The sequence below is a fragment of the Nitrospina watsonii genome (assembly GCF_946900835.1).
GTDB classification, from domain to species: Bacteria; Nitrospinota; Nitrospinia; order Nitrospinales; family Nitrospinaceae; genus Nitrospina; species Nitrospina watsonii.
In genome coordinates this window covers 1,312,681-1,325,734 of the sequence record NZ_OX336137.1, presented here as the reverse complement: position 1 = coordinate 1,325,734, position 13,054 = coordinate 1,312,681, and the positions used below count along the sequence as shown (strand labels likewise).

Below are 13,054 nucleotides of genomic sequence, written 5' to 3'. Positions count from 1 at the left end.
AGGAGCTGAAAGAATAAATGAGTACGGTCGTCAAAAAAACGGTCCATTTCACGATCAACGACAAGCCTTACACCGCGCCCGAGGGCACGGTGATCTTGGACGCAGCGAAGAAAGCCGATATTTTTATCAGCAATCTGTGTTCCAACCCGAAGCTGAAGCCGTTCGCCGCCTGCCGCACGTGCATGGTGGAAATCAACGAAGACGGCAAGAAAGACCTCGTCTATTCCTGCACGCATCCGGTGTCCGAGGGCATGAAGATCCGCACGGACACGGAGGAAACCGACCGCTACAACGGCGCGTGCCTGGAAATGCTTCTGGTCGAACACCCGCTGGACTGCCCCATTTGCGACAAGTCCGGCGTCTGCCCGCTGCAGGACAACACCGATCACCTGAAGCTGTGGAACGGGCGCTTCGAGATCAAACGCCGCAACGAGCCCAGCATCAAGACCAACCCGATCATTGAGTTCTACCTGAACCGCTGCATCATGTGCGGCATGTGCGTGCGCGTCTGCGACGAGATCCAGGGCGTGCAGGCGTTGGATTACCACAAGCGCGGCTACCAGGTCGGCATCGGCACCGCCAACGACGAACCGCTGGATTGCGAATTTTGTGGCCAGTGCATCACCGTCTGCCCGACCGGCGCGTTGATGGACATGACCTCCAGCGCCCGCGGCCTGGTGTCCATGTTCAAGAGCACCCACAGCACCTGCACCTTCTGTTCGTGGGGCTGCACGGTCAAGATGGAAACCAAAAAGGGCGAACTGGTGCGCATCGAAGGCGACGAGACGTTCGACCTCGGCATCAACGAAGGCAACCTGTGCGCCAAGGGCCGCTTCGGCCACGGCATGGTCCACAACAAGCAGCGCATTCAGCGCCCGATGATGAACGTCGGCGGCACCTTTCAGGAAGTCAGTTGGAGTGAAGCGCTGGAAACCATCGCCGACCGCCTGAAATCCACCATGAACCGCAGCGGCCCCCAGAGCATCGCCGCCGTCGGTGGAGAAAAGCTGACCAACGAAGAAAACTACCTGTTCCAGAAATTGTTCCGCGGTTTGGTCGGCTCCAACCAGTTGACCAACCTCAACCAGTTGCGGGCGCCGTCGCTCAACCGCTTCATGATGCAGTGTTTCGAGAACGGCATCGTCTCCAAACCGATCACGGCATTGGAGGAAGCCGACGTGGTGCTGCTGTTCAACACCGACATTCCTTCGGAATATCCGGTGGCGGGCAACTCCATCCGCAAGGCCGCCATCAATTTCGGCACCGACATCCTCATCGCCAACCCGCGCGACGTGATCTTTCACCACGAGTCGCGCGTGGAAGTGCGCATGACTTACAAACCGGGCGCAGACCTGGCGGTGGCCAACCGCATCAGCAAAATTCTCATCGATAAAAACCTGGTCGATACCGGCAAGGTGAAAACCGCCCTGCCCAATTACGACTCGTTCGTGCAGTCGCTGTCCAAATACACGGCGGACTACGCCCAGACCGCCACCGGGCTGGACGACGCCACGCTCACCCGCGCAGCGGAACGGTTCAGCCGCAATGCCGACCGCTTCATCCTGATCGGCAACGACATCCTCGAAACCGACCAGAGCGAAGACATCCTGAACGCGCTGCTCAACCTGTCGATTCTGGTGCATGCGGGCGGTCAGGGCAGCGTCAGCATCTACCCGCCGCGGGAACACTGCAATTCGCAGGGCGTCAACGACATGGGCCTGACCCCGGACTACCTGCCCGGTTACCAGCGCGCGGATGATCCGGCGGCGCTGACACACCTGGCCAAAACCTGGGGCCTCAACGAGCTCAAGTTCAAGGGCGAAAACCTGATGGACGATCTGTGGGAGCATTGCACCAAAGGTCGCGTCAAGATGCTGTACATCGTCGGCGAGGACCCCTGCCACAGCTATTACAAAGGAGACCTCGTTAAGAACGCCTTGCAGACGGTGCCCTTCCTCGTGGTGCACGATTCGTACATGACGGAAACCGCGAAGATGGCGGACCTGGTGTTGCCGTCCTGCACCTACGCCGAGAAAGAAGGCACCTTCACCAACATGACCCGGCACGTGCAGAAAGTCGCTTCGGCGGTGTTGCCCGAAGGCGAGTCGCGCCCCGACTTCGACATCTTCCTCGACCTTGCCGACACCTTCGGCAAGCCGTTCGAGTTCGACACCGTCGAGGACGTGCAGCACGAAATCGAAATCGCCGCCCCCATTTATAAGGGCCTGTTCCCCGGCAAGAAATCCAAACAATGGACGCCTGCCCAAAGCGGACACAAACCGGGATTTGCGGTGGCCGATGCGGAGCCGTCAACGGTTTCCAACGGCAACGGTTACCCCTATACCCTCATCAGCAATAACCACATGTTCCACATCGGCACCTACACGCAGTACGCCAAGGCGCTGATGGACATCGGTCCCGACTGCATCGCCGAGATCCATCCCAAAGACGCACGCGAACTGGGGATTGAAAGCGGCGACCGCATCCGCGTTGAATCGTCCACGCACACGGTGGAAGTGCCGGTGGAGGTCAACAAACGGTCCACACAAGGCGTCGTGTACATTCCCAAGAACTGGGTGGATGTGCCCATCAACAAAATGCGGAACGGTGAGGAAGGTCTGGTTTCGGTCAAGATCTCGAAAGCCGACTGATCCCAGGCATCACGCACTGAAGAGCTGAAAGGAAGACATGTCCGATCTCAAGGAAAACCTGCACAGCGAATACATGATTCTCAACATGGGCCCGTCCCACCCGGCGACGCACGGAACCGTCAAGTTCCTGTTGATGCTGGATGGCGAAACGGTGGTCGATTGCGAAGTGGAAGTGGGTTACCTGCACCGCGGTTTCGAAAAGATGTGCGAAAGCGTCACGTGGACCAACGTGTTCCCGTACACGGACCGGCTGAATTACTGCTCCGCCATCATGAACAATATCGGCTACGCCCTGGCCGTCGAAAAACTGCTGGGCATCGAGTGCACGGACCGCTGTCAATACATCCGCGTCGTCACCAACGAGTTGATGCGCATCGCCGATCACTACACCAACATCGCCGCGGCGGCTCTGGAGCTGGGCGCGCTCACCGCCTTCATCTACTTCGTCGAAGCCCGCGAAATTTTGTGGGACATTCTGGAAAAGATCTGCGGCGCGCGGCTGACCTCCAACTACGTACGCATCGGCGGCTTGATGTGCGACATCCCGGAAGACCTCGACGACGATCTGAAAGCCGCCTATCCGAAACTGGACGCGCTGTTCGACGACGTGGACAAACTGCTCACCAAAAACCGTATTTTTCTGGACCGCATGTGCAACACCGGCATGTTGTCCACGGAAAAAGCCATTTCCTTCGGCTTCACCGGTCCGTGTCTCCGCGCCTGCGGCGTCGATTACGACGTGCGCAAAGCCCAGCCGTATCTGGTTTACGACCGGTTGGATTTCGATATCCCGCTGGGCCGCACCGGCGACAACTTCGACCGCTACCTGGTGCGCATGGAAGAGATCAAGCAGAGCTACCGAATCGTCAAGCAGGCCATGAGGGACATGCCCGACGGTCCCATCAATGTGGACAACCCTTACATGCGCCAACCTTCCAAGCAGGATGTGTACACCCGCATGGAGGAGATGATCGCCCACTTCAAGCTAATGATCGACGGCCTCAAACCGCCGGTCGGTGAAGTGTACCTGGGTACCGAGGCGGCCAACGGTGAACTCGGATTTTATCTGGTCAGCGACGGCTCCGGCCATCCCTACAAATGCCGCGTGCGCCCGCCCTGCTTCACCATGACGGCGGCAATGGAAGTCATCACACGCGGGCAGATGCTGGCCGACATCATCCCCACCTTCGACATGCTCAACATGATCGGCGGCGAGTGCGACCGGTAACGGCCTTCCTGTTTCCGGTCAATACGGTTGACCTCCCCTGCGATTGATTTTATCCTCAAAGGGTAACGTGTCGCGCACGCTCAACATTCCCGGTCATCCGTACATCCATGTCTAAAATCCTGAAACCCCTTTTTTTCCTGTTCGGCGTCGGGCTGTTTGCCTGGGCCGTACGCGCCGTCGATTTCAGCGACGTCACCCAGCACCTGTTGACGCTGGGCTGGGGATTCGGCCTGGTCTTTCTTGCGTACGGGCTGGTCGCCTACTTCGACGCCCGCTCGTGGCAGTTCGCCTTCAAGCCGGAGGAAGCGGCACGCCTCACCACCTTCGCCTTATGGAAAGTGCGCACCATCGGCGAAGCCTTCAACGCCATCACCCCGTTCGGCTCGCTGGGCGGCGAACCGGTGAAAGCCCACTTCCTGAAGGCGCAGTACGAACTGGGATACAAACAAGGCCTCGCCTCGCAGGTGGTGGCGCGCACCACGCTCATGCTGAGCCTCATCCTGTTCATGATTCCCGGCACCGTCTTCCTGTTCCAGATCGAGGGCATCGATGAAGCATTCGCCACCGGCAGCGCCACCGGGCTCATCACCTTCTCCGTCCTCATCATCCTGTTCCTGCTGTTTCAGACAACCGGGTGCCTGAGCGTTCTCGTCGGCTGGTTCGACCGCAGCTTCCCCAAAAGCGAAGCGCGGCCCGCCGTCGATCACCTGCTCGCCCTGTGCACCATGATGTCCGGCTATTACCGCAACCATCCGCGGCGGTGTTTGCAATCGATCTTCTACGGCTGGCTGGGCTGGGTGGCGGGCGTGCTCGAACTTTATTTCACTCTGTATTTTTTCGGTGTCGAGTTGAGCTGGATGGAGTTGTGGACCATCGAGGCCATCCTGCAATTGGTGCGGGTGGGTAGTTTTTTCATCCCGCTCAGCCTGGGCGCGCAGGAAGCGGGGCTGGTGGTGATCTTCATCGCCATGGGTCTGGCCGGCAACCTCGGTCTTGCCGTATCGCTGGTGCGCCGCATCCGCGAATTGATCTGGATCGGGCTCGGCCTCTTGCTCGGCGGCAGCGCCGCCTTCAAGCCGGTGCGCGTGCCCGTGGAATCCCCCCGAACAACCCTGAAATAAAAAAACGGCCATCCGGATTCACTTTTAACATGAACCTCCGAATGGCCGTGCTTCCAAACTTCCAACTCAATTCATCTAAAAAACGTCGCGCGAAATGCCGCGATCGCGGCCGCGTCCGAACGGCGTGCGCTTCAAGGAGTCGGTGAACACGTCGCTCTGCTGAACCAGTCCGTCGTGCGGGCTCTTGACGGTGCCGATGCGTTTTTCCTTGATCTCGTTGATCGCGTCCTCGATCATCTGTTCCGCTTCGTCTTTCGGCTTGTCCTTTTTCTTGCCGCCGGTAGCGGGATTCTGACCCTGCGCCGGTTGCGGGGCAGGCGCTTTTGCGGTATCCGTCACCTTGGTCGCATTGGCCGTGACCGGCTGGCTGGAAGACGGTGCCGGGGACGCGGTCTGCGTTGACGGATGCGCGTCGGGTTGCAATGTCGAGGCGCTGTCACCTGCCGAGGTGGACTCGGTCTGTTCCGGCACGGCGGCGGTTTCGTCCCCTTCTTCCGCTTCCTTCATCGACTTTTTGAAGTTGCGGATACTGTTTCCAAATGCGCTGCCGATCTCGGGAAGTTTGCCGGCACCGAAAATGATCATGATGATCACCAAGATCACCATCAACTCTGGAAAACCGATCCCCATCATAAAGAAACCTCGCTGAATAAAAATAGTCGGACCCTGACAGGCTCTCAGGAAAATACTAAACAAATTATAGCATATCCACAAACCGGCCTAAACCACCCTGTCAACAAAGATCCATGACAGAAACGCCCCACATAAAAAAAGCAGAAGTCCTTGTAAATAAAGGACTTCTGCTTAATTTACCGCAACGTTGCGGAACCCGGGAAGCCGGTCAACCGCCGATGTGCGCGTTCAGGATCGGAGAATTGACAATCGCCTCATTGCCACCGGCACGAGATTTGGCAGCCTTGAAATGCATGGTGGCTTTCCCGTGCTGTCCCATCTTGTCCAAAGCGATGGCCTCGTTAAAATGGATTTCACCATTGGAGGCATCGATGCCTGCAGATTCTTCAAAATGCTTGAACGCCACATCGTAATGGCCTTTATTCCAATGTTTGATGCCTTCTTGATTATGCATTTTTGCACTTTCGGGAGCACTATCGGGCAACTTCATAGGTCCTTCATCCGCCAGAGCCGAAAACGGGAACATCATCATGATTGCAACGAGCAAACTGACCACCAGTGTTCTCATATTTCTATCTCCCAGAAATTTTGGTTTACGATTATAAAAAAGCCTATCATTTTCTATGCCCGAATTAAATCATTTTCTGGGCACCGGCTTTCTTGCAGCCACTCACTCTTTTCTTAATATCTTCGAACCCTCTAAGAAAGCGCCTTCAACAGAGTTTCCGCTTCCTTCACATACCCCGCCTGCGTCATGCCGGACAGCACCACGTCCACGCCCTGCCCCAACAACCATTGCACTCCCAGTACTTGCAGAGGAATGGTCTCCGGCGCGTCCGCAAAATAACGACTGCGCAGCAAGGCCACATTCGAGTTGGATTCCTGGTGGAAGCGGATTTTCAAATCCTGCGCGATCCAACTGAAATACTGCTCGCCGGTGTCCATCATTTCATCAAAACTGACCGGGTCCCACAGCCGCGCCTGCACGATCTGCTCGCCCAGCGACCGCGCACGGAAATAAATCTGCTGAATCTGGTCGAGCGCTTCGTTCAGTTGCGCCGTGTGCTGCGGTTGAAAATGGCGCACCGGTTCGATGAGGTCGCGAAACTTGAACGGCGACGGGATGCTCGCCTGCTCCAGCACCTCTTTCAGGTTGCGCCCATCGGCCATGCTGTTAAGATGGATGCGTGTTTCGAGTTCCTTCAATTCATCAAGCACCCAGTCCCACTTAGCCTCGCGGTTTTCGGATTCACATGGCGGGTAATCGACCAGCAACACATCCTCGCCCTCCACGACCGCGCGCAACGGTGTACCGCAAAGGGTTTTGAGTCCCAACCCCCGCGCCCGCTCCAGCAAGGACGGCACCTCCGGCGTGCCCACCACGGCTTGATCGTGAATGAAGTTGGCTGCAAACTCGACCGCCTGAAATCCTTTCAAGTCCTTGTTGCCGGCGTACACGGTTTCCAATGAAAACTCTTTCATTACGTTCTCCGGGTCGAGCCACAGGGGACAGGCGATGCCGAAGCCGCCGATGTGACCACGATCGCATTCCTCCTGTAAATATAGAAACGCACGACGTACCTGCTGGCGGCAGGCTTCGGCTCCAAGAGCCTGCAATCCGTTTTCCGGCAAGCGCAGGATCGCCAGATCCAGTTGCGGCAGGCCGGAGCGGCGCAGGGAGCGGTCGATCTGGTCCTTTAAAAACTCAGGATGCATGCAGAAGGCGCGTCCCGTGCCGAGGGAAATCACATCCGGAAAGGCACGGCCGCGTTGTTCCATATCCTGCAACAAACGATGATGCCGCCCTTTCGCCAGGCCTATTCCAGCAATCACGAACACCCCTTCCGCGCCGCCCTCGTCTGCGTTCACGCGCCGGTTCAACGCATTGCCCAGCACCACCTGGTCTTCACCTTCGGATTCGTCGGGAGAGGTTTCGATCACGTTGAGCGTGCTTTGCAGCAACGCATCCATCGCTTCCTGATGTTGACGTTTGATGCGTCCAAACCGTTTCAGTCCGGCACCGATCCGGCTCACCCGTTTGCCGTGCCATTCGACACAGGCTGCGTCCGGCAACGTCCGCGTGCGTTCAGCACAGGCGTTGGACTCCGCGCCCCCCGGCCGCGCCGCAAAGCGGCTTTCCACCAGATCGCACGACCAGGCGTACGCCGGATGCGTGGTCAATCGTTTGTCCTCCACCGCACCGCCAAGGGTGAAATGATACAAACTCTGAAACGCATTGCCGCGCAGCCGCAAAATTTCATGCACCGGATCGTCGAAATAACAGCCGATGCCCGTCGCCCGCAGCCCCATGTATTCCGCAGCAAGGTACAGCATCTGCCCCACCATCCCCGCTTCCCAGAACAGGCGACGGTAGTACCACGCGCCCTGCTGCTGAAGCGTGTTGTCGAAGTCGGCGATCATACCCAGGCTGAACGCGCTCTGCCCGGCGATCTCCTGCGTGCAGCTCACCTGCGCCGCCTGCCGTTGCACGTTGGTCTCACTCAATACGTAGAGAGGGAGTTCATCCGGGCACGCCTCCGGTTTCTTCCACAAAAATCCGGGATCGGTGATTGCTTTCACACGTTGCAGTTGCTGCAGATCACGCAGGAAAAAATAAACTCCCGGAGGCAAACCATCGACCCGGTGCACGTACAAACAAAAATGAATGCCAGGCTGCCACGGCACGGCATCGGCGGGCAAGGGCTGAATGGTCTGCGCCAGGGTTTTGTAAAACGCGTCGCGGCTCATGCCGGTGATGCCATCGAAGGCCACCGCACTGCGGCGCTGGCGGATGATCTGCCGCGCCGTCACCCGCTGCTGCCTGAGGGACAAGTCCGCATTCAACCAATCGGTGCAAGAGGTGAACGGTGCGGAACCCGCGTCCCAGGTTCCCGTTTCATTCTTCAATGACGACTCCGCCACTTCATTGATGACCGGCCATTCGCGGTGGTCCGGGCTGAGACGGTTGGCCTGCCCCACCCACTTCGCACTGCAAAGTCCTGCCAACGCTTCTCCCGGAAGCCGTCGCGTTTGCGGTAATGATTGCACCGGTTGCGTGAACACCGCCACCACCAGGTCCGGATGCTCGCGCTCCGCATCGCTAAAGTCATCATCGCGGTCGATGCCAAACAATGTGGCGATCGACGCATCGTCCATGTCCTCCAACAGCACCAGCTTCCATCCCAGCACCGCGGCGGCGATGCGGTATGCAGCCAGCGCATGGCCGATATCGTGCTGGCAATAGCGGAACGCGCGTTCACCGTATTTCCACGCTTCGCGCCAATGGATCGATGTCAATCCGGCAAGGAACGTTCCGTCTGGGAACTCCGTCAGCAGGGATTGAAACTGCTCCGCCATCAATTCGGCACGTCGTTCCAGCCCGTGTTCTTTAGGCGCGTAATGGTAAACACCCGGCGTGGCACCGATGCCCGCCATTGCATCGAGCACCGCATAGCCTTCCGTCGGATGCAGATTGCCGCTCGATGGATTGCTGCGCAGCGCCCAACTGTTGTCGCCCGCCTGCTTCCACGCCGACACGGCAAGCGACAGTTCAAAAAAGCGCGAGATGGAATCCGCATTGAGCGGGCGCGGCGGAATGGCATCGGCTTCAAAAATTTTATGATAAGGTGGGGAGTCATCGGCCACGACGGGCGGCAGGTAAACGAGCGGCGCCTGTTCGTACCTGCGAAACGGGTTGGGTTGCGTCGCCCAGTCGAGGTGCCCCGGTCCCCGTGCCAGTTGGTTGAAATGATGCTTGGTCCGTTGATGATAGGATATGGTGGACTTGACGGCGTCGCGACTCATGGTAGAAATACGATGGACCCTCCCTGAGGTACCGGACGATAAATCAAGGGACCGCGGAACTTCATAACCGGACTCCCAAAACAATTCCCGGCAAATCGGTCTTGGCCCTTGATCGGGTTTGAAAAATTAAATAAACTTAAGAATTAGATGATTGCGACTAGCTAGGGGTTTGAAATAATATGGATTTCGAAGAGCTGTTCAAAAAGAATTTCATCAATGGCGACACTCTGGACCTGGACAATCGCAAAATCGGCGACGAGGGTGCCAAGGCGCTGGCCGGGATGGAACAGTTGGGCCAGGTCGTCAAACTGGAGTTGGGAGACAACGAAATCAGCGATGATGGAATTGCAGCGTTGGCAGACAGTCCCCACATCAATAATCTGAAAGTCCTGAACCTCAAGTCCAACAAGATCACCTCGGAGGGCGCCCGCTGTCTCGCTCATTCCAATCACCTGTCCGGTCTGGAGCAACTTATCATGAAATTCAACCAGATTGGCGCTGAAGGCGCCCGGCATCTGGCCGCGGCGGAAAATTTTACAAGCCTCAACACGCTCGACCTGTTCCGCAACGATCTGGGTCCGGAAGGTGCAACCGCCATCAAGCAATCCAGTTTTTTTAAAAACCTGAACCGTGTCCGCCTGGACTGAACGCCGTTGGGTCCAGCGGGATGTTCCACCACCGGTTCGAACCTTTTCCCGATTGATGTCTTATGAATTTAACCAGCAAGTATCCACGCAGCCCGAGACAACGCCTGGCAGGGCTCGTCCATGTTCCGCGCATGATCGATAAAGCCCGCGCCTGCAAAGAAAACACGCTGGGAGAGTATATTTATCCGTGCCCTCTCGATAAACAGATTCTGGAGTTCCTGAATGTCGATTCCGATGCCTTCATGGACAAAGCATCCACGTTGCCGGAAGCGACCATTGAGGAATGGGTCGAGTATCTCGTGCAGTCCAAGTCCCGCAGGGATTTCGAGAAAATAAACGAATCGATCCTGAACGCCTCTCCGGACACGGATGACGCCAAAAGAAAGTTCAAGGATATTTTGAACTCCATCGACCGCAATCGATTCGACATCACCAGTTGGGCGGAGTTGATCGATCTGGAAGAAGGCCGAATGTAAGTCCTGCCTGTGCCTATGCAGAACGGCCTTTCCCTGACCTGAATGAACGATAAAAAATTTCTAAAAAACCAGCAACCCCAACGTCCCCAGCGCCACAACCCTGCCGGCAAACCTTCGCCAAAACGGTGGAAGCGGATTCTGCTGTATTCCTTTCTCGGCGTCACGTTGCTGGGGTTGATCGTCGGGTTCGGCGCCGCCGGTTTCATCTACTTCAAATACTCCAAAGGATTGCCGGACGTCCGCCAACTCAGGGATTACCAACCCAGCACCATCTCCCGCGTGTATTCGGAAAACGATGAATTGATCGCGGAGTTTTACATCGAGAAGCGCGTCCTCGCTCCCCTGGAAGACATCCCACTGCATCTGAAACAGGCCACGCTGGCTATCGAAGACTCCAACTTCTATTACCATTTCGGCATCGATCCCAAAGCCATCGTCCGGGCGATGATCACAAACTTTCAGGCGGGGCATGTGGTGGAAGGTGGCAGCACCATCACCCAACAGTTATCGAAAACGCTTTTTCTTTCCTTTGAACGCAGCCTGGAACGCAAAATCCGGGAAGCCATTCTGGCGATCCGCATGGAGCTGGTGTTCACCAAGGAAGACATCCTGGAGATGTATCTCAACCAGATTTATTACGGCCATGGCAGCTACGGCGTGGAAGCCGCCGCCCGGACCTATTTCGGCAAGCCGGTCAAGGACCTGAGCATCGCGGAATGCGCCTTGATCTCCGGGCTGCCCAAAGCGCCCAATCATTATTCCCCTTACAAGGATCTGGAAAAATCGATCGGCCGCCGCAACCATGCCATCCGCCGCATGGCCCACCTTGGCTTCATCACCGAACAGGAGAAGGAGCAGGCGCTCGCCGAAGAAGTCAAACTCGGCCAAGTGATGGACCCCATCAACAAGGCCCCGTACTTCGTCGAATACATTCGCCAGTTCATTCAGGAAAAATACGGCTCCAGCAAACTGTACCGCGATGGCCTCAAAATATACACCACGCTCAACTATGCCAATCAGGTATCCGCGCAAAAAGCGGTGCGGGAAGGATTGCGCGAAGCGGACAAACGCTTTGGCTACCGGGGCCCGCTGCAACGCGTGAGCGATTTCAGCGACCGCGAGGCGTTGGACACGCTGCTGGCGAAACTGAACGCCGAATCCGAAACCACCGTCGAAGCCAGCGAAGAGCAGCCGGTTGTCGAAGGCAATATCGTCCATGGCCTTGTCACCCGCGTGACACAGGATGAGGCCAAGGTGTACCTGGGAGGCATGCAGGGCACGATCCCGTTGGAGAATATGGACTGGGCGCGCGAACCCAACACGCGGCTGGATATTCGCTGGTCCAAAATCCAGAACGCACGCCATGCCCTCGCCGTTGGTGACGTCATCATGGTCAAACTGGGCCAGAAGCAGAACACCACCCAATGGAATTTGAGCCTGGAGCAGGAGCCGGAAGTGCAGGCGGGGCTCATCAGCCTGGACCCGACAACCGGTCACATCAAAGCCATGGTGGGTGGCTACGATTTCAAAAAGAGTCAGTTCAACCGCGCCACCCAGGCGATACGCCAACCCGGCTCCGCATTCAAACCCATCATTTTTGCGGCGGCGATCGAAGACGGCTACACGCCTGCCAGCATCGTCATCGACTCGCCGATCATCTTCAAGGAAAAAGAAGACACCTTCGACAAATGGAAGCCGGTCAATTTTTCCGAAAAATTTTACGGACCCACGTCGCTGCGCACCGCCCTCACCCATTCGCGCAATGTGGTGACCATCAAACTCCTGCAACACACCGGCGTGCCCAAAGCCGTCGAAGTTTCGCAACGCCTGGGCATCCAAAGCCCCATGGCGAATAACCTGTCCATCGCTCTCGGTTCTTCGGGGGTGACGCTGTACGAACTGGTCCGGGCTTACGCCGTGTTCGCCAACCAGGGGCAGCGCATCGAGCCGATTCCTATCCGCATGATCCTGGACCGGGACGGGGAAATGATCTACACCCCAAATATAGAGAAAAAGCAGGTGATCTCGTCCGGGTTGGCGGCGATCATAACCGACCTGATGCGCAGCGTGGTGGATCACGGCACGGGAAGAAAGGTGAAGGTGTTGAATCGCCCGATTGCAGCGAAGACCGGCACCACCAACAATTACATCGATGCCTGGTTCATGGGCTATTCCCCGGAACTGGTGACCGGCGTCTGGGTGGGTAAGGACCGGGACGAGACCATGGGGGTGAATGAAACCGGTTCGCGCGCCGCCATCCCCATCTGGCTGCAATTCATGGAGGAGGCGCTTCAAGGCCGGGCAGTGAAGGATTTTCCGGTGAGTGACGAGGTGGTTTACATGAAGGTGAATCCCGAAACCGGCTACGCCGCGAACTACGACAATCCCAAGGCCCAACTCGAAATGTTTTTGCGCGACAACCTGCCGATGAAGGCGGGAGAGTTGGAAGCCATCCTGGGCAAGGACAACTTTTGATTCAATTTCAGAACGAAGA

9 protein-coding genes are annotated in these 13,054 nt (G+C 57.2%); 6 read left to right on the top strand and 3 right to left on the bottom strand.

From position 1 onward, the window contains the following. Positions 1–17 precede the first annotated feature (17 nt). The 3 genes from QML71_RS06055 (at position 18) to QML71_RS06045 (ending at position 5,000) form a co-directional block, all read left to right on the top strand. Entirely contained in the window at positions 18–2,651 is a 2,634-nt protein-coding gene (locus QML71_RS06055) for a molybdopterin-dependent oxidoreductase (protein WP_282011017.1), read from the top strand. Positions 2,652–2,688: 37 nt separating this feature from the next. Continuing rightward, positions 2,689–3,879, top strand: a complete 1,191-nt coding sequence (nuoD, locus tag QML71_RS06050; RefSeq protein WP_282011016.1) for an NADH dehydrogenase (quinone) subunit D — start codon at positions 2,689–2,691, stop codon at positions 3,877–3,879. A 107-nt stretch (positions 3,880–3,986) separates the two neighbouring features. Then, a complete protein-coding gene (locus tag QML71_RS06045; protein ID WP_282011015.1) occupies positions 3,987–5,000 on the top strand; it encodes a lysylphosphatidylglycerol synthase transmembrane domain-containing protein in 1,014 nt (337 codons plus the stop codon). A gap of 75 nt (positions 5,001–5,075) precedes the next feature. On the opposite strand, the gene QML71_RS06040 is transcribed toward QML71_RS06045, so the two are convergent. The 3 genes from QML71_RS06040 to QML71_RS06030 form a co-directional block, all read right to left on the bottom strand. Continuing rightward, positions 5,076–5,633, bottom strand: coding sequence for a twin-arginine translocase TatA/TatE family subunit (locus tag QML71_RS06040; protein WP_282011014.1), 558 nt, complete (start codon positions 5,631–5,633; stop codon positions 5,076–5,078). A 208-nt stretch (positions 5,634–5,841) separates the two neighbouring features. Further along, positions 5,842–6,201, bottom strand: coding sequence for a tetratricopeptide repeat protein (locus QML71_RS06035; protein ID WP_282011013.1), 360 nt, complete (start codon positions 6,199–6,201; stop codon positions 5,842–5,844). Between the two features lie 131 nt (positions 6,202–6,332). Then, complete coding sequence (locus QML71_RS06030; protein WP_282011012.1) at positions 6,333–9,437, bottom strand: nitroreductase family protein; 3,105 nt, start codon at positions 9,435–9,437, stop codon at positions 6,333–6,335. A gap of 179 nt (positions 9,438–9,616) precedes the next feature. Between QML71_RS06030 and QML71_RS06025 the strand changes: the two genes are divergently transcribed. The 3 genes from QML71_RS06025 (at position 9,617) to QML71_RS06015 (ending at position 13,035) form a co-directional block, all read left to right on the top strand. Beyond that, a complete protein-coding gene (locus QML71_RS06025; protein WP_282011011.1) occupies positions 9,617–10,084 on the top strand; it encodes a leucine-rich repeat domain-containing protein in 468 nt (155 codons plus the stop codon). A gap of 62 nt (positions 10,085–10,146) precedes the next feature. Then, entirely contained in the window at positions 10,147–10,560 is a 414-nt protein-coding gene (locus QML71_RS06020) for a DUF5069 domain-containing protein (protein WP_282011010.1), read from the top strand. A 42-nt stretch (positions 10,561–10,602) separates the two neighbouring features. Continuing rightward, the gene (locus tag QML71_RS06015; RefSeq protein WP_282011009.1) at positions 10,603–13,035 is read left to right on the top strand and encodes a penicillin-binding protein 1A; all 2,433 of its coding nucleotides are present in this window, start codon (positions 10,603–10,605) and stop codon (positions 13,033–13,035) included. The last annotated feature ends 19 nt before the right edge of the window (positions 13,036–13,054 follow it).